We start from the raw sequence: 17267 nt of genomic DNA on the forward strand, positions 1-17267 counted from the left end.
GCCGTTCCTACGGGCAAGGGTAGCGAATTGCGAGATGGCTTGTCAAGCAACTCCGGCGTTTCACAGCACTCCGGCGGTCCTGGCGATTCGCCGATGAACGACGACGAGCTTGGCCAGGAGCAGGAGTACGTCTCGATGCTCTACGGCCGGCTGGACGCGCTGCGGGAACAGGCCACCCACCGGCTGGCCGAACAGCTCCGGGCGACCGGTGGCACCCTCCAGGCCCGCTCCCAACGCGACAGCGCGGTACGGATGTACGGCGAGCAGGTGGAGCAGTACTCGGCGGTCGAGCAGGGCCTGTGCTTCGGCCGACTGGACACCGACGACGGCGGCCGGCACTACATCGGCCGGATCGGCATCTTCGACACCGACGGCGACTACGACCCCCTGCTGATCGACTGGCGGGCCCCGGCGGCGCGCGCCTTCTACCTTGCGACCGCCGCCAACCCGCAGGGCGTCCACCGACGGCGGCACCTGCGGACCCGGCAACGCAAGGTGACCGGCCTCAACGACGAGGTGCTCGACCTGGCTGCCGCCTCCCCCACCGCCCACGAGGAGCTGACCGGCGAGGCGGCGCTGCTCGCGGCCCTCACCGCCGGCCGTACCGGCCGGATGCGGGACATCGTCGAGACCATCCAGGCCGAGCAGGACACGGTCATCCGGGCCGAACTGCCGGGCACGCTGGTGGTGCAGGGCGGTCCGGGCACCGGCAAGACCGCGGTGGCGCTACACCGGGCGGCCTACCTGCTCTACACGCACCGGCGGGAACTCGCCACCCGGGGCGTGCTGCTGGTCGGGCCGAACGCGACGTTCCTGCGCTACATCTCTCAGGTGCTGCCCGCCCTCGCCGAGACCGGTGTGCTGCTGCGTACCCAGGCTGACCTCTTCCCCGGGGTCACCGCGCGCCGCACCGAGGTGGCCGAGGCCGCCGCGCTGAAGGGCCGCGGGGTGCTGGTGGATGTGCTCGCCGCCGCGGTCCGGGACCGGCAGTGGGTGCCGGACGAACCGCTGGAGATCGAGCAACCGCAGCGGGAGATCCTGCTGCTGCACCCGGAGACCGTCCGGGACGCCCGGGACCGGGCCCGCCGCTCCGGCCGGCCACACAACCTCGCCCGGGCGGTCTTCGATGTCGAGGTCGTGCACGCGCTCGCCGCGCAGGTCGCCGAGCGCATCGGCGCCGACCCGCTGGGCGGGGAGAACCTGCTCGAGGAGGCCGACCGCGCCGAGATCCGGCGGGAGCTGCGGGACGACCCGGAGGTACGGGCGGCGCTGGACCAGCTGTGGCCGCTGCTCACCCCGCAGCAGCTGCTCGCCGACCTGTACGCCGACCCGGTGCGGATCGCCACCGCCGCGCCCATGCTGACCGAGGCCGAGCAGGCCCTGCTGCACCGCCGGCCGGGGGGTTGGACGCCGGCCGACGTGCCGCTGCTGGACGAGGCGGCCGAACTGCTCGGCGAGGATGACCGCGCCGCCGCGGCCCGCCGGGAGCGACTGCGGACCCTGCAACGGGAGTACGCCGAGGGGGTGCTGGAGATCGCCCGTGGGTCCCGGTCAATCGACGTGGAGGACGAGGCGGACGGGGGCGAGATCCTTGGCGTCACCGACCTGCTCGACGCCGACCGACTGGTGGAACGGCAGGAGGAGGGGGACCGGCTGACCACCGCGCAGCGGGCCGCCGCCGACCGGAGTTGGGCGTTCGGCCACATCATCGTGGATGAGGCGCAGGAGTTGTCGCCGATGGCCTGGCGGCTGCTGATGCGCCGCTGCCCCAGCCGGTCGATGACCATCGTCGGTGATGTGGCGCAGACCGGCGCGTTGGCGGGCACCGCGTCCTGGGCCGACGCCCTCGAACCGTACGTGGCGCGGCGTTGGCGGCTGGCGGAGCTGGCGGTCAGCTACCGCACCCCCGCCGAGATCATGGCGGTCGCCGCGGAGGTGCTTGCCCAGATCGACCCGACGCTGCGCCCACCCCGGTCGGTACGGTCCACCGGGGTGCCGCCGACCGACCGGACGGTGGCACCGCAACGGCTGGCGGCGGAGCTGGTGGATGCGGCGACCGCTATGGCGGCGGCCCGCACCGACGGACGGCTGGGGGTGATCGTGCCGGCCGCCCGCGTCACCGACCTGGGTGCCGCCCTGGCGGATGCCATTCCGGAGGCCACCATCGGTGAGCAGCCCGACCTCAAGAGCCGTACCGTCCTGCTCACCGTGGCCCAGGCCAAGGGGCTGGAGTTCGACGCGGTCCTGGTGGTTGACCCCGACGGGATAGTCGCCGAGTCCCCGCGCGGTCGTAACGACCTGTATGTGGCGCTGACCCGCGCCACCCAACGCCTGACGATTCTGCGCCCCACCTCCTGACCGCCGTCTGGACCCGTCGGATCGGGGCTATCGCGCCCGGCCAGTGACCGGGTACGCCGACGGACCGGGGCTACCGCGCCCGGCTAAACCGGGTACGCCGACGGACCGACGGCCTGGCCCGAACCGGGCCAGGCCGTCGGGGCTGCGGGTCGGCGGGCTGTCAGTCGTCGGAGAGGTTCGCGACGTGCACGCCCGGACCGGCCGCGTCGCTCGTGGAGCCGGCGGTCGGGGTGCTCAGGCCGCCGGTGGTGGCGTCCCCCGTCGTGGTCGGGGCGACCCGGCCCCGGTGCCGTTCCGGTTGCCGGGCCACCCGGCGAACGCTGGCCGGGCCGGCGGTCCCGCCGGTCGTCGTGATCGCGCCCTGGCCCCGGGTCGGACCACCGTCGCGCAGTACCTGCGGGTCGATCCGGCTGTGCGCCGGGTCGCCCGGATCCTCGTCCTGAATGACCCGCTGTACGTCGGTCTGCGGCACGGTCACCTCGTCCAGGACGCCCTCGCCGTACCGGTCGCCGGCGATCCGCTCCTCGGCCCGCCGGGTGGCCTCGTTCCGTGTGTCGTCGGTGCGCACGTCGCATCACCTCGCAGACTCGTCGGAAGTCTCCTTGAGTTCCCGCCCCTGGGCCGGCCAAACCCGCCGGTACGGCGGAGGCGGGGTTACTGCCCCCGACCGGTCGGGTAGACCCAGGGTGCCCCCGCCACGAACCGTGCCGCGGCCGAGACGCGGTAGCGGGGCGAGGGATCTCAGGTACTCATCAAATCCGAGGAGGACCAGATGAGCACAGAGGCTGCATCCACCAGACCGAGGAACCGGCCCCCGGCGGAGGCCCAGAGCCGGGAGCGGATGTCGGAGTTCCAGAGCCGGGACCGCTTGCAGGACGCACCTACCCGGCCGATGCGGGCGATGGACAACGGGCACCGGGAGCAGATGTCGGCTCCGGACACGGAGACGAAGAACTCGTTCCTGACCACCGAGTTCTGGATCTACGCCGGTGCGGTCACCCTGGTAGTGATCTCCGCCTTCTGGCGTGGGTCGGGCACCAACGGGTTGAACATCAACGACCCGATATTGGCGTGGTGGTTCCTCTCCGCCCTGACCGCCGCGTACCTGATCAGTCGGGGGTTGGCGAAGGCCGGCTCGGACCGGCGGCTCACTGGTGAGCGGGGCATGGCCCAGCGTTAGCCGATAGCGACGAAAGGGTGCCCGCTGGGATCTGTGTCCCGCGGGCACCCTTTGTCTGGATGACTGTTCGAGGTCCGGGTTACTCCTCGAAGCCGAAGTCCTCGGCGAAGTCCCCTTCGATCGCGTCCTCAATCATCTCACCGGCGATCATGCCGCCGGCCACACCGAGGGCGGCACCGGCGATCACTCCGCCCATGCCCATCCCCCGCTGGCCGTGCTGCTGCGGAACGCCGAAGCCCTGCGCCCGCAGGCTGCCGTAGCGGGAGGTCGTCTCGCGCAACCACCCGTCCACCACCTGCATCCAGTCCACCCGGTCGGCGTCCTGGTGGGCGACCTGGTAGCGGCCGAAAACATCCTGCCCGGAGGTGAAGAAGCCGCCGCGCTTGTCGCACTCCAGGATCACGTCCACACCGTGGGGGTTGGTGACGAACGTGAGCTCCACCTCGGTGATCGTCTGCGCGTACTGCGGGGCGGCGAAGAACTCGATCTCCTGGTAGAACGGCAGCGTCTGCTGCACCCCGTAGAGGGAACCGCGCTCCAGGTCGGCGTTCTTGAACCGGAAGCCGAGCCGGGTGAACGCCTCCAGGATGCGCTCGTGCACCGGCAGCGGGTGCACGTTGACCTGGTCCAGGTCGCTCTTGTCCACGGCGCGGGCGATCGCCAGCTCGGTCCGCAGACCCATCGTCATCCCGTGCAGGCGCTGGCCGTACACGTCGGTGATCGGGGTCTCCCACGGCACCGGCAGCTGGAACGGGATCGACAGCTGCTGCTTGGGCGCCAGTTGCAGCGGCCCGGAGACCGGCATCCGCTGGAACTCCATGAGCCCCGCGTACTCGGTGTCGTGGCCCTCGATCTCGACCCGGGTGACCAGGCCGACGACAATCTGCTCGATGGCTGCCGGCGAGTCCCCGCCGATCAGGTTGACCTGGCCGTCGAGGGCCAGGCCGGGCCGGGTGTTGGGGTTCGTGAGGACGGTGTCCACGCTGGGTCCGCCTACGCCTAACGCGCTCAACATTTTCTTGAAGACCATCGGAACTCCCGCTGGGTCTGGTGTCGCACTCTCCTGGAGCCGACGGTGACGGTGTGCACCGTACCGGATGCTGTCGAGAGGCCGTCGCAAGTCTCCCACCAGCGCCGGGTCGGCCGCCACCTCCACCGGACGCTCCCGTTGCTGTGGACGCTACCCGGCATCGGCCACCACACCCACGGTCCGGCTCGCCGACGGGCTAGGCGAAGTCGAACTCGCCGTCGCGCACGCCCCCGACGAACGCCGCCCACTCCTCGGCCGTATAGATAATCGTGGCCGCCTCGGGGGCCTTGCTGTGCCGCACCGCCACCCGACCCGACCCGTCAAGCAGCGGCCCCGCCTCGACGCAGTTGCCGCCGTGGTCCGGGCTCTTGGTGCTGATATGCCAAGCAACGTCGGGCATGGTGTCGCTCATGACAACTCCTCCGCAAGTGCAGAAATCAGCCTCGCCGACTCGCGCACGGTGAGCGCGGCCTCCCGGAGGCGATCGTACGCGCGGACATATCGCAACGCCTTGTCCGACTCCATGAAGAGCCGTCCGCCAAGCGTCTCGGCATGCGCGACGTCGGTGTAGGGCGGAGGCATCTTGAAGAGCCAGAACGTGCCGTCCAAACCCGCGTGCAGACCGAGGGCGGCGGACAGGACCCGAATCTCGACCGTCGGCTTCCTCGACGCCTGCACCAGGTGGTCAAACTGAGCCGCCATTACTTGCCGGCTCATCACCGGACGCCGTAGGGCCGATTCCTCAATGATCACGGCGAGTCGCGTAGCAGTGGGCTGCTCCAACAAGCGCTGCCGATCCATCCGGAGCTGAACCCACTTCCGAATCTGCACCTCGCTGGTGGAGCTCGCCTCCGCGTTCCGGATCACCGCCTCGGCGTAGTCCCTGGTTTGCAGAAGACCGGGTATGAGCAAGGAGGCGTAGGTGCACACCTGCTCCGCTCTCGACTCCAGCCAGGGAAAGTCTATGAACGACGTGTCATAGATCGTCTGGTCGAAGTCGTTGTCCCAGCGGTCAACCCGCCAGGCATCCTGTGCAAGCTGGATGATCCGGGTTCGTTCCCGCTCGTCGTAGACCCCGTAGAGATCCAACAGTTCCACGACGAGATCTCGACGGAAAGGCCACTCGGCTCGCTCGTACCGTGCCAGCGATGAGAAGTCCCGCTCCAGGAACTGGGCCACGTACTTGAGCGTCAGACCACGTCGCTCGCGCAGCTCCCGCATCTGCTGGCCGAGCCACTGTGCCCGAAGCGTCCGCACGAAGGCTTCTCTCTTGACGGCCATGCTCACCTCTCCACGCATCCTGCCGAAATGGATCCGTTGGTGTCGTTGCACCAATGCCGAGGCCACTGGAAATGTGGCCTTCGGGTGAGGGTGATCACCGGCCCCCGGGGACGCCCGGTGCAAACACGGCAACCGCGGCTGTGCCAACAGCCGAGAAGGTGACGAGAGACGGCCTGGCGTGTGGCAGACGCATACCGGCTCTCGTCGGGCCTCAACGTGGAGCCGCGATAAGCGCGCATTACGGCTCCGACCGACTTGACGAATACCTATCACGGAAAGGCGGGTCCGCGCGACCCTGCCTCGCTGCGAACTGACACCACCCACCGGCAGCCCGGTGGCCGTACCGCCGAGGAGGGCTGCGGTCGTCGGGCGGGGCGGCCCTGCGCCGGAAATCTCCCCCCTCCGTCCAGGGCCGCCCCTTCCAACCAACGAAGGGAACCGATCAATGCGACACGGCACCGTCTACGGCGGCACCGAGCAGCTTCACCCCCGCCTCGTGCGCGAACGGAACTTCGCCACGGTGGGCCTCGGCCGACGCGGCCTGGATCCCCAGGAGGTACGGCACTTCCTGCACCGGGTCGCGCACGAGCTGGCCACCTTGCGGCAGGAGGTGGCTCGGCTCCACGACGAGAACACCCGGATCAAGCGGGCGCTGCGCGACTGGCAGAGCGCCCAGTCCCGACGACGCACGCCCTGACCGACCCCAGGTGGCTCCCCGATCTGCCCGCGATGCTCCTTACCTCCAGATCATCTTTTTGCCCCTGGTGTCGCGGTTCTTCCGAACGCCCCGGCCAGGGCCGCGCCGGTGAGGGTGAGCAGGAATCCGACTGCGAGGATGGCAGGCAGCCTGACACCCGTCACTGGAAGGATGGGCTTTCGGACCATGACGGCCGTGGGGTTGGATGTTGAGGCTGGGCAATGGTCGTCGCCGTTGTAGCGCGCCTGGATGCTGTGTGTGCCAGGTGTCAGATGTGTGACCGTACGGGTTGCGGTGGCGGTGGGGCTGCCGGACAGAGGTTCAGTACCCAGGACCTTCGTGCCGTCCAGGAAGGTCACGGTCCCCGTCGGGGTGCCGCCGGTGCAGGTCACGGTAGCGGCAAGAGTGACGAGTTGATCCGGTTTCGGGTTCGGTGGGGACGCCTGCAAGGTCGTGGTTGATGTCGGCCGGACGATAGCCAGACTGTGGAAGCCGCCGCCGGCGATGGCGGTGATCGTGGTGCCGGCCGGTAGATCCACCGCAACCGGGCTGCTGCTGTTGACGGTGGTCCCGTCACCCAACTGGCCGGAATCGTTGGCGCCCCAAGCCAGCACGGCGCCGGCGGAGGTCAACGCCAGACTATGGACGGCCCCGGCGACGGCGGTGATCGTGGTGCCGACCGGCAGATCCACCGCAACCGGGCTGCTGCTGTTGGTGGTGGTCCCATCGCCCAACTGGCCCGTGGCGTTGAGGCCCCAGGCCAGCACGGTGCCGGCGGAAGTCAACGCCAGACTATGGCGGTCGCCGGCGGCGACGGCGGTGATCATGGTGCCGACCGGCAGATCCACCGCAACCGGGATACTGCTGTCGGTGGTGGTCCCATCACCCAACTGACCCAAGTCGTTGAGACCCCAGGCCAGCCCAGCGCCGACGGAGGTCACCGCCAGACTATGGAAGCGGCCGCCGGCAAGCGCGGTGATCGTGGTGCCGACCGGCAGATCCACCGCAACCGGGATACTGCTGTTGGTATTGGTCCCATCACCCAACTGACCGGAACCGTTGGTACCCCAGGCCAGCACGGCGCCAGCGGAAGTCAACGCCAGACTATGGAAGCCGCCGCCGGCAAGCGCGGTGATCGTGGTGCCGACCGGCAAGTCCACCGCGACCGGAGTACTGCTGTCGGTGGTGGTCCCATCACCCAACTGGCCAAAGTTGTTGTAGCCCCAAGCCAGCACAGTGCCGGCGGAGGTCAACGCCAGGCTGTGGGAGTTGCCGGCGGCGATGGCGGTGATCGTGGTGCCGACCGGCAAGTCCACCGCGACCGGAGTACTGCTGTCGGTGGTGGTCCCATCACCCAACTGACCGGAACCGTTGCCGCCCCAAGCCAGCACAGTGCCGGCGGAGGTCAACGCCAGACTGTGCAGGCCGCCGCCGGCAAGCGCGGTGATCGTGGTGCCGACCGGCAAGTCCACCGCAACCGGGATACTGCTGTCGGTGGTGGTCCCATCACCCGACTGACCGGAAGCGTTGGAACCCCAGGCCAGGCCGATACCAGGAGGGCCCGCTGCCGTCGACGGCACGCCCTGCGCGAGCGCGCGCGCCGCGCCGACCGAAGTTGTGCCCAGCACGGTCACCAACATCAGCGACACCGCGCACAGCCCCCGCAGATTCGCGGGCCGGGCCCAGCTTCTTCTCCCGTCCGCAGCCTTGCCGGCCCAGAAACTCGCCACTTGCCCCTACCTCAGCCTTGTCGAAAGCTCACCTGCCGCAAGGTATAAGCGAACGAAGCAGACATAAGTGACGAATGACCTGGAGCCGAAGAACAGTCCAGCGTCAGCGCTGGAGGAAACCACCGCCGGCACGACATCCGCCGGGAACGCGAAGGGAGACCCGGGACACCCACCGCCGCACCTGGCGACGACCGCGCAACCGCACGACCATGACCGCTGGGCCACGTTGCTGGAGCAGCTGGGTAACGCGCTCACCCGGGCCTTTCTGCGTTCGCCACGCCCATCGAATCACGTGATCGGGGTCGGTCAAGACGGTCCGCAGCGGCGGCTCGACGTTGCCGTTCCACAGCACCTCGCGCCGCCAACGACGAGCCATGGTGCGGGCGATCACCTGCCGCATCACCAGCTGCCGGGGATGGTCCAGCCACACCACCAGATCGGCTTTGCCGGAGAGTTTGTCGCCGAGCTTGGCGGTGTACTGCCATTCGGTCACCCAGCGCGGACCAGCGGCAAATCGACTCACGTCGTCAACGAAGCTCGGGCGCGGCACCCAGTTCTCGCCGTGGTGCAATGCGTCCAGCTCCACCCGAGGGAGCTGCCATGCCTCGGCGAGCAACGTCGCCAGGCTCGTCTTTCCCGCTCCAGAGGTACCTGCGACCAGGACTCGGCTCGGCCGCCAGGGTAGCGGCTCACGCCAGCTCAGTAGCGGCATGGCGGCATCCTACGGGCCCGGCCAGTGACCTCCGCCGCTGTTGAGTCCGGGCCGGTGGTCCGCGCAGTCCCAGGGCCACGCCTGCTGGCTCATTGTGGATGGTGTCCTGGTCGGCGTCGGCGGGCGAGGTGGATGAGGGCGGCGCCGGCGAGGATGAGCAGGGTGGCGACGCCGACGGTGGTGGACAGGTTGGAGCCGGTGATGGGGAGGTCCGGGTCGGTCGGGGTGTCCGGGTCGGTCGGGGTGTCCGGGTCGGTCGGGGTGTCGATGGTGATGGTGGTGGCCTCGGACTGGCTGTTGGGGCAGGTGTTGGTGCTGGCGTAGTGAGCGGTGAGGGCGTGGGTGCCGGGTGGGAGCGCGGTGGTGTGGGTGGCGGTGTTGCTGCTGCCCAGGGGCACGGTGGCGAGGTCGGTGCTGTTGCTGCGGAAGGTGACGCTACCGGTGGGGGGGTCGGTGCTGCAGGTGACGGTGGCGGTGAGGGCGATGTCCTGATCGGCCGCCGGGTTTCGGGGTGAGACCCGCAGGGCTGTGGTGGACGCTGGTGGCGGTGCGACCAGGGTCAGACTGTGGCTGCTGCCGGTGGAGACGGCGGTGATCGTGGTGCCCGGGGGCAGGCTGGCCGCGACGGGTGTCCGGCGAATGGTGGTGGTTCCGTCCCCCAACTGGCCGATGATATTGCCGCCCCAGGCGAGGACGGTACCGACAGAGGTGATCGCCAGGCCGAAGAGATCACCGGCGGTGACCGCGGTGATCGTGACGCCGGGGGGCAGGCTCACCGAGCCGGGCGTGTTCCGGTCCCTGGCGGTCCCATCACCCAATTGACCCCAGTCGTTGCTGCCCCAGGAGAGAACAGTGCCGACCGAGGTCAACGCCAGACTGTGGGTGAGGCCGCCGGCGACGGCGGTGACCGTGGTACCCGGGGGCAGGCGGACGTGAACGGAAGCGTCGCGGTTGATATTGCTCCCGTCGCCCAACTGGCCTACGAAATTGTTGCCCCAGGCACGGGCGTTGCCCGCCGAGGTCACCGCCAGACTGTGCGAGCCACCACCGGCGATAGCGGTAACAATCGTGCCCACCGGTAACCCCACCGCCACCGGCGTACTGCGGTTCGTCGTGCTCCCATCGCCAAGCTGAGCGGAGGAATTGTCACCCCAGGCGAAGACGGTGCCGGCCGAAGTCAACGCCAGACTGTGCACACCACCGGCGGCGACCGCGGTAATCACCGTGCCGGGCGGGAAACTCACCGCCACCGGCGTACTGCGGTTCGTCTCGGTCCCGTCACCCAACTGACCAGTCGAATTGTCACCCCAGGCAAGGACGGTGCCGGTCGAGGTCAACGCCAGACTGTGGTTGAAGCCGGCGGCGACGGCGGTGACCGTGGTGCCCGGCGGCAGGGGGACGTCAACGGGAGAGCTGCGATTGATGGTGCTCCCGTCGCCCAACTGGCCAACACGGTTCCTGCCCCAGGCGAGAATGGTGCCGGCCGACGTCACCGCCAGACTGTGCGCGTCACCGCCCGCGACAGCGGTCACCTCAGCACCGGCGGGCAGGCCCACGGGGATGGGTACGGTGCGGTAGTTGTTGGTGGTTCCATCCCCCAACTGGCCGTAGTAGTTGAAACCCCAGGCGAGGACGGTATCCGACGCGGCAGCGGTCGGGGACGGCGTACGCTGCGCGGCTGACGTGTGTTGCGCGGCGGCGGACGACACGCCGCCCGCCGGAACCGCCGCCACCACCAACGCGAGGCAGAACCACCCGGCGCTGGCTCGCACCGCCCGACCTGCTCCAACACCACGGCCCGGTTGCTGGCAGAGTCCCCGCATCGTCCATACCCTTCTTCGGCCGAACCTCACCGCAGGTGGCGTGACGTCGGCCGGCGTTGACCAGTGAGGCGAATCAGAGCGGCACCGGCCAGAATGCACAGGGCGGCAGCACCGACGATGGTCGGCAGGTTCGGGCCGGTGATAGGCAGATCAGGATCGTCAGGTGCGGTGTCGATGGTGATCGCAACGGGTACGGATCGACTCTCCGGGCACGTGTTGGTGCTGACGTAGTCGGCGGTGAGGCTGTGCTCGCCCGGCGTCAGCGTCGTGGTGTGGCTGGCGATGCCATCGGCGGTCAGGGGTGTGGCGGCCAGCACGGTGGTGTTGTCGCGGAACGTGACCGTACCCGCAGGCGTGTCGGTGTTGCAGGTGACCGTAGCGGTGAGGGTGACCTGCTGATCCGCCGTCGGACTTCGCGGCGTGACCCGCAACGTGGTGGTCGAGAGCGGCGGTAGCGCGACTACGGCGAGACTGTGCTGAAGGCCGGCGGCGACGGCGGTGACCGTGGCACCCGCCGGCAAGCTGACCGGCACCGGCGTACTGCTGTCGGTGGTCGTCCCGTTGCCCAGTTGACCATGCGGGTTGTCGCCCCAGGCGAGGGCGGCGGCGGCTGAGGTCAACGCGACGTTGTGATTACCGTCGTGGGCCGCGACGGCGACGACGGTGGTACCCGGGGGCAGGCTCACCGCCACCGGTGTGCTGCGGTTGGTGATGGTGCCATCACCCAGCTGCCCGAAAGTGTTGTTACCCCAGGCGAGCACAGCACCGACGGAGGTCACCGCCATGCTGTGGAAGCTGCCGGCGGTGATGGCGGTGACCGTCGCACCCGCGGGCAGGCTTACCGCTCCAGGCGTGCCGCGGTGGGTGGTGGTGCCATCACCCAGCTGCCCGAAATTGTTGTTACCCCAGGCGAGCACAGCACCGACGGAGGTGACCGCCATGCTGTGGAAGTGGCCGCCGGTGACGGTGGTAGCCGTGACACCCGCCGGCAGGCCAACCGGCACCGGCGCACTGCGGTTGCTGGTCGTCCCGTCACCCAGCTGCCCGAAGATGTTGTCGCCCCAGGCAAGCACGGCGCCGGCAGCCGTCACCGCCAGACTGTGGAAGCTACCGCCGGTGACGGCGGTGACCGTGACACCCGGTGGCAGGCTAACCGACACCGGCGTACTGCGATGAGCGTTCGTCCCGTCACCCAACTGACCGAAGCTGTTGCCGCCCCAAGCGAGCACGGTGCCTTCGTCGGTCAACGCCAGACTGTGGGTACCGCCGGCGGCGATGGCGATGACCGTGACACCCGCCGGCAAGCTGACCGACACCGGCGTACTGCTGTCCATGGTCGTCCCATCACCCAGCTGCCCGGCGGCGTTGCCGCCCCAGGCGAGCACGGCACCGGCCGAGGTCAATGCCAGGCTGTGTCGATTGCCGGCGGCGACGGCGGTGACCGAGACACCCGCCGGCAAGCTGACCGACACCGGGGCAACGCTGTCAGCGTTCGTCCCATCACCCAGCTGCCCGAAGAAATTACTGCCCCAGGCGAGGGCGGTTCCTGGGACGACGGCGGACGGTGCCGGCGTGCGCTGCGCGACCGGCGTCTGGTGCGCGACCACCGGCACCGCACCGACCGCCTGGGTGACCGTCACGGCCACCGCGAGGGCGAACCACCCCCCGACGGTCTTTCTCGCCGAGCGCGCTCGGGCGGCACGCCCTGCCGGCTGGCGGAACCTTCGCACCGCTCGACACCTCCGAGCGAACCACACCCGCAAATAGGACGAAAGCTATCTTCGTCGGCCTATTGCGTAAAAGCCAGGAGAAACGCGCGGAGTGAAGTTCGCGGGCAACCGAGACCGGGCGATCCGTACCCCTTGACCTGGAACGGCTAGACGCGGACCAGAACCTTGTCGTCAACCACGTCGAAGGTTGTGTTCATCCCGGCCTCGGCCGTGATCTCCGCCAGGTAGTCGCGGACCGCACGGCCCTCGGGCGTGTCCGCCCGGTACGGCACCGGCTCGTTCTCCTCATTGATCACCACGGGCAGGATCTCGACCCGGGTGATGACGCCGCCCGCGATGTGCAGCCGGACAATCGCCGAGTTCCGGCCTTCCGCCGCCAGGTCCCGGCCGGGGTTCAGCTCCTGGTGGAACTGGTGGGCCTCCGTGAACCACTCCTGGCTGAACGACTTCCACCAGCTCTCGTTGAAGTCGAGGGCGAAGTTGCCGAGGCTGTAGCAGATCACCTTGCCCTGGTAGATCTCGACCGGTTTGAGGATGTGCGGATGATGCCCGAGCACCGCGTCCGCACCGGCCTCGATCGCGGCATGGGCCACCACCGGCTGATAGTCCGCGAGCTTCGAGCGCTGGAAGTGCAGACCCCAGTGGAACGACACGAGCAGCACGTCCACCTCGTCCCGCAGCCGGGAGATATCCGTGGTGAGCGCCGCCAGGTCGGCGTCGTTGGTGTGCGTGGAGATCAGGGCCGGGCCGCCGGGCTGATCGGGCTCGTACGCTTCGTAGTGCGTCATCGCCCGGATCGGCGCCACCCCGTGCTTGTTCCGCCCGGCGTAGTAGCCGTCCGGCGCGACCGAACAGTAGGCCAGGAAGCCGACCCGGGTGCCGTCGCGCTCGACGATCCCGGGCCGCCGGGCCTCGTCGATGTCGGCTCCCGCGCCCACCACGGTGATGCCGTCGCGCCGGAGCCGCCCGATGCAGTCGAGCAGCGCGTCGGAACCCCAGTCGCCGGTGTGGTTGCTCGCCATCGAGATGACATTGAAGCCCGCGTGCGGGAGCGCGGCGTAGTTCGACACGTCGTGCGGGACAGCGCCGCGTGGCCCGGAGGAGCCCCGGGACCCCTCGTCGGAGTACGCGGTCTCCAGCTGACCGAAGGTGATGTCGGCCTCGACCAACTGGTCCCGCGCGTGCCGGAAGATCTCGTGCGGACAGTCCCGCGCGATGAGCAGATCGCCAACGGCGGCGACGACGAACCCCTCAGAGTCACCCACAGCATCGACGCTAACACTGTTGGTAACTGACCACCGGTGGATCGCGGCGCGTGCTGCACCGATCCCGCCCCGGCGCCACACCGCCCGGACTAGCCTCGGGACATAAGGCCGAACGCGGTGCCTGCGGAGGTGATGCCGACATGGCGGCAGCCAGTGATGCGCCGGTGCTCGCCGCCATCGGCTCGGAGCGGGACCTACCGCTGGTCGACCTCGCCGCACGGGAGGCCGCCGCGTTCGGGCATCCCCTCCGACTGATCCACACCTTCGACTGGGGAGCCGCCTTCAAGGCACCGTCGATCGCCGGCACGCACGACGCGGCAGCCGAACTCCTCGATCGCGCCGCCAAGGTCGCCCAGAAGATCGACGAGACACTGTCGGTGCGCGAAGACATCGCCGAGGGCTCAACCGTGGAGACGCTGATTCGCAAATCGGAGACGGCCTTCCTGATCGCCGTCGGCGACAGCGGCATGAGCACGCGAGAACCCGGCTGCTCCATCCCCGCCGACACGCCGGTGGTGCAGGTCGTCGCCCGGGCCGGCTGCCCAGTGCTGGTGGCCCGCCAGGACACCCCGCCGAAGGGGCCGGTGCTGGTGGGAGTGGACGGCTCGGTCGGCTCCCGCCAGGCCCTGAAGTGGGCGTTTGACTGCGCCGTCCGCCGGGCCGGCCGCCTGGTCGCCGTCCGGGTGGTGGAGCGGGGCCACGACGACGCACCGGAAATCCTCGCCGAGGTGGTGACACAGGTCGGCGGCCCGGAACCGGCGGTGCCGGTGGAGTGTCACACCATCCGGGGCGCTCCGGGCGATGTCCTGGTGGAGCAGTCCCGATCCGCGCAGCTGGTGGTGGTGGCCGCGCGCGGCCACCAGCCCGGCCGCGGAATGATCGGCTCAGCCTGCCAGGCCGTGCTCTACCACTCGCCCACGCCCATGGTTGTGGTGCGAGGACTCGCCCCGGCGGAGAGTCCGTGAGACCCGGGACCAACGCCTCTTAACCCGGCAGTAGCCGTCGGCGAGGCTAACCACAACGCCCCGGATGCGCCACACCCGACCGAGAGGCTCAGGTAAGCATGAACATCGCAACCGCCCAGCACACTCCCCTGACTGAAGAAGAACTACGCCGGCTGGACGCGTACTGGCGGGCGGCGAACTACCTCACGGTCGGGCAGATCTACCTCCGCGGCAACCCACTGCTGCGCGAGCCGCTCACCGTGGACCACATCAAGCCACGCCTGCTCGGGCACTGGGGCACCAGCCCCGGCCTGAACCTGCTCTACGCGCACCTCAACCGGGTCATCGTCGCCCGCGACCTGAACGCCATCTACATCACCGGTCCCGGCCACGGCGGTCCCGCGATCGTGGCGAACACCTGGCTGGAGGGCACCTGGAGCGAGCTCTACCACGGCACCGGCCGAGACGAGGCCGGCATGGCGCAGCTCTTCTGCCAGTTCTCCTTCCCCGGTGGCATTCCCAGCCACGTGGCCGCGGAGGTACCGGGGTCGATCCACGAGGGAGGTGAGCTCGGGTACGCGCTCAGCCACGCCTACGGTGCCGCGTTCGACAACCCGGACCTGCTGGTCGCGTGTGTGATCGGCGACGGCGAGGCAGAGACCGGGCCGCTGGCCGGTAGCTGGCTGTCGAACGTGTTCCTGAACCCGGCCCGCGACGGCGCGGTGCTCCCCATCCTGCACCTCAACGGTTACAAGATCGCCAACCCGACGGTGTTGGACCGGCTCCCCGAGTCCGACCTGCTGGATCTGATGCGCGGTTACGGCCACGAGCCGTACCTGGTTGCCGGGGACGATCCGGCCACGGTGCACCAAACACTCGCCGCGACCATGGACCGGGCGCTGGACGAGATCGCCGCCATCCAACAGCGAGCCCGCTCCGGTGGCAAGATCGAGCGCCCGCGCTGGCCGATGATCGTGCTCCGTACGCCGAAGGGCTGGACCGGCCCGCGCGAGGTTGACGACAATCGGGTGGAGGGCACCCACCGCGCGCACCAGGTGCCGCTGCCGCAGGTACGCCAGGACCCGCAGCACCTGGCCGAGTTGGAGCGCTGGCTTCGCAGCTACCGCCCGGAGGAGCTCTTCGACGCGACCGGGGCACCGGTGGCCGAGCTGTTGAACCTGCCGCCGAAGGGCGACCGCCGGATGAGCGCCAACCCGGTCGCCAACGGCGGGCAGGTACTGCGTGATCTGGTCCTGCCCGACTTCCGTGACTACGCGGTCGACGTGCCGCGCCCCGGCACGCCGGCCACCAGCGCCACCGGCGCGCTCGGCAGCTGGATCCGCGACATCATCGCCGCGAACCCGGAGACGTTCCGGCTCTTCGGCCCGGACGAGGTCGCCTCCAACCGGCTCGGCGCCGCCTTCGAAGTCACCGACCGCGCCTGGGTGGCGGCCACCGTCCCCGGGGACGAGAACCTCTCCCCCGACGGTCGGGTCATGGAGGTGCTCTCCGAGCACCTCTGCCAGGGCTGGCTAGAGGGGTACCTGCTGACCGGCCGACACGGCCTCTTCACCAGCTACGAGGCGTTCATCCACATCGTCGACTCGATGGTCAACCAGCACGCCAAGTGGCTGAAGGTGACCCGGGACATCCCCTGGCGACAGCCGGTGGCCTCGCTGAACTACCTGCTCTCCAGCCACGTCTGGCGGCAGGACCACAACGGCTTCTCGCACCAGGACCCGGGCTTCATCGACCACGTCGTGAACAAGAAGGCCGAGGTGGTCCGGGTCTACCTGCCACCGGACGGGAACACCCTGCTCTCCACGATGAGCCACTGCCTGCGCAGCCGGCACTACATCAACGTGGTCGTCGCGGGGAAGCAACCCCAACCGAGCTGGCTGTCGATGGACGAGGCGATCCTGCACTGCCGGCGCGGGATCGGCATCTGGGACTGGGCCAGCAACGACGACGGTACGGAGCCGGACGTGGTGCTCGCCTGCGCCGGGGACGTCCCGACGCTGGAAACCCTCGCGGCGGTCGACCTGCTGCGCCAGCACCTGCCCGAGCTGAAGGTCCGGGTGGTCAACGTGGTTGACCTGATGCGCCTGCAACCGTCGAGCGAGCACCCGCACGGGCTGCCGGACTCGGAGTTCGACACCATCTTCACCACCGACAAGCCGATCATCTTCGCGTACCACGGCTACCCGTGGCTCATTCACCGCCTGACCTACCGGCGGACCAACCACTCCAACCTGCACGTGCGCGGCTACAAGGAGGAGGGCACCACCACCACTCCGTTCGACATGGTGATGCTCAACGACCTGGACCGGTTCCATCTGGTCATCGACGTGATCGACCGGGTACCCGGGCTCGCCGCGCGGGCCGCGCATCTGCGGCAGGAGATGGTGGACGCCCGCCAGTCGTGCCGGGACTACACCCGCAGGCACGGCGCCGACGACCCGCGGGTGGCGCAGTGGCGGTGGGTCCGGGAGACCGACGCCGGCCGGAGCGACTAGC

14 protein-coding genes are annotated in these 17267 nt (G+C 69.4%); 5 read left to right on the forward strand and 9 right to left on the reverse strand.

Annotation, left to right across the window (positions count from 1 at the left end; all coding sequences use genetic code 11):
- The first annotated feature begins 93 nt into the window (after positions 1 to 93).
- On the forward strand, positions 94 to 2358 hold the full coding sequence (locus tag B116_RS0107305) for a HelD family protein (RefSeq protein WP_027659654.1): 2265 nt from the start codon (positions 94 to 96) through the stop codon (positions 2356 to 2358).
- A gap of 160 nt (positions 2359 to 2518) precedes the next feature.
- Here the strand turns inward: B116_RS0107305 and B116_RS0107310 are convergent, their stop codons facing one another.
- Complete coding sequence (locus B116_RS0107310; RefSeq protein WP_018721676.1) at positions 2519 to 2926, reverse strand: hypothetical protein; 408 nt, start codon at positions 2924 to 2926, stop codon at positions 2519 to 2521.
- Between the two features lie 273 nt (positions 2927 to 3199).
- Here B116_RS0107310 and B116_RS0107315 point away from each other — a divergent pair, with 273 nt between their 5' ends.
- Positions 3200 to 3538 (forward strand): hypothetical protein, encoded by a 339-nt coding sequence (locus B116_RS0107315; protein WP_018721677.1) that lies wholly within the window; start codon positions 3200 to 3202, stop codon positions 3536 to 3538.
- Positions 3539 to 3617: 79 nt separating this feature from the next.
- Here B116_RS0107315 and B116_RS0107320 read toward each other — a convergent pair whose 3' ends face one another.
- From B116_RS0107320 to B116_RS0107330, 3 genes are all read right to left on the reverse strand, one after another.
- Positions 3618 to 4694 (reverse strand): sporulation protein, encoded by a 1077-nt coding sequence (locus B116_RS0107320; protein ID WP_188116005.1) that lies wholly within the window; start codon positions 4692 to 4694, stop codon positions 3618 to 3620.
- 70 nt (positions 4695 to 4764) lie between these two features.
- Entirely contained in the window at positions 4765 to 4980 is a 216-nt protein-coding gene (locus B116_RS0107325) for a DUF397 domain-containing protein (RefSeq protein ID WP_018253406.1), read from the reverse strand.
- On the reverse strand, positions 4977 to 5849 hold the full coding sequence (locus tag B116_RS0107330) for a helix-turn-helix domain-containing protein (protein WP_026321609.1): 873 nt from the start codon (positions 5847 to 5849) through the stop codon (positions 4977 to 4979). Before B116_RS0107330 ends, B116_RS0107325 begins: the two co-directional genes overlap by 4 nt.
- Positions 5850 to 6294: 445 nt before the next feature.
- Here B116_RS0107330 and B116_RS0107335 point away from each other — a divergent pair, with 445 nt between their 5' ends.
- Positions 6295 to 6546 (forward strand): DivIVA domain-containing protein, encoded by a 252-nt coding sequence (locus tag B116_RS0107335; protein WP_018721680.1) that lies wholly within the window; start codon positions 6295 to 6297, stop codon positions 6544 to 6546.
- Between the two features lie 50 nt (positions 6547 to 6596).
- Here the strand turns inward: B116_RS0107335 and B116_RS0107340 are convergent, their stop codons facing one another.
- From B116_RS0107340 to B116_RS0107360, 5 genes are all read right to left on the reverse strand, one after another.
- Entirely contained in the window at positions 6597 to 8276 is a 1680-nt protein-coding gene (locus B116_RS0107340) for an RCC1 domain-containing protein (RefSeq protein ID WP_027659655.1), read from the reverse strand.
- Positions 8277 to 8379: 103 nt separating this feature from the next.
- Positions 8380 to 8988 carry a P-loop NTPase family protein gene (locus B116_RS24805; protein ID WP_033667376.1) on the reverse strand — a complete coding sequence of 203 codons (609 nt, stop codon included), beginning with the start codon at positions 8986 to 8988 and terminating at the stop codon, positions 8380 to 8382.
- 89 nt (positions 8989 to 9077) lie between these two features.
- Positions 9078 to 10811 (reverse strand): RCC1 domain-containing protein, encoded by a 1734-nt coding sequence (locus tag B116_RS0107350; protein ID WP_027659656.1) that lies wholly within the window; start codon positions 10809 to 10811, stop codon positions 9078 to 9080.
- Between the two features lie 26 nt (positions 10812 to 10837).
- Positions 10838 to 12541 carry an RCC1 domain-containing protein gene (locus B116_RS0107355; RefSeq protein ID WP_027659657.1) on the reverse strand — a complete coding sequence of 568 codons (1704 nt, stop codon included), beginning with the start codon at positions 12539 to 12541 and terminating at the stop codon, positions 10838 to 10840.
- A 146-nt stretch (positions 12542 to 12687) separates the two neighbouring features.
- On the reverse strand, positions 12688 to 13806 hold the full coding sequence (locus B116_RS0107360; protein WP_027659658.1) for a CapA family protein: 1119 nt from the start codon (positions 13804 to 13806) through the stop codon (positions 12688 to 12690).
- 140 nt (positions 13807 to 13946) lie between these two features.
- Here B116_RS0107360 and B116_RS0107365 point away from each other — a divergent pair, with 140 nt between their 5' ends.
- Entirely contained in the window at positions 13947 to 14771 is an 825-nt protein-coding gene (locus tag B116_RS0107365) for a universal stress protein (protein ID WP_018721690.1), read from the forward strand.
- A gap of 98 nt (positions 14772 to 14869) precedes the next feature.
- Positions 14870 to 17266 (forward strand): phosphoketolase family protein, encoded by a 2397-nt coding sequence (locus B116_RS0107370; protein ID WP_018721691.1) that lies wholly within the window; start codon positions 14870 to 14872, stop codon positions 17264 to 17266.
- The last annotated feature ends 1 nt before the right edge of the window (position 17267 follow it).

The organism is Salinispora fenicalii, assembly GCF_000514815.1.
In the GTDB taxonomy this organism is placed as follows: domain Bacteria; phylum Actinomycetota; class Actinomycetes; order Mycobacteriales; family Micromonosporaceae; genus Micromonospora; species Micromonospora fenicalii.

Excerpts from the sequence above, each read along its gene's own strand:
- B116_RS0107330 (WP_026321609.1), bottom strand. The coding sequence starts at position 5,849 with ATGGCCGTCAAGAGAGAAGCCTTCGTGCGGACGCTTCGGGCACAGTGG.
- B116_RS0107305 (WP_027659654.1), top strand. The coding sequence starts at position 94 with ATGAACGACGACGAGCTTGGCCAGGAGCAGGAGTACGTCTCGATGCTC.
- B116_RS0107370 (WP_018721691.1), top strand. The coding sequence starts at position 14,870 with ATGAACATCGCAACCGCCCAGCACACTCCCCTGACTGAAGAAGAACTA.
- B116_RS0107325 (WP_018253406.1), bottom strand. The coding sequence starts at position 4,980 with ATGAGCGACACCATGCCCGACGTTGCTTGGCATATCAGCACCAAGAGC.
- B116_RS0107365 (WP_018721690.1), top strand. The coding sequence starts at position 13,947 with ATGGCGGCAGCCAGTGATGCGCCGGTGCTCGCCGCCATCGGCTCGGAG.
- B116_RS0107315 (WP_018721677.1), top strand. The coding sequence starts at position 3,200 with ATGTCGGAGTTCCAGAGCCGGGACCGCTTGCAGGACGCACCTACCCGG.
- B116_RS24805 (WP_033667376.1), bottom strand. The coding sequence starts at position 8,988 with ATGCCGCTACTGAGCTGGCGTGAGCCGCTACCCTGGCGGCCGAGCCGA.
- B116_RS0107335 (WP_018721680.1), top strand. The coding sequence starts at position 6,295 with ATGCGACACGGCACCGTCTACGGCGGCACCGAGCAGCTTCACCCCCGC.
- B116_RS0107350 (WP_027659656.1), bottom strand. The coding sequence starts at position 10,811 with ATGCGGGGACTCTGCCAGCAACCGGGCCGTGGTGTTGGAGCAGGTCGG.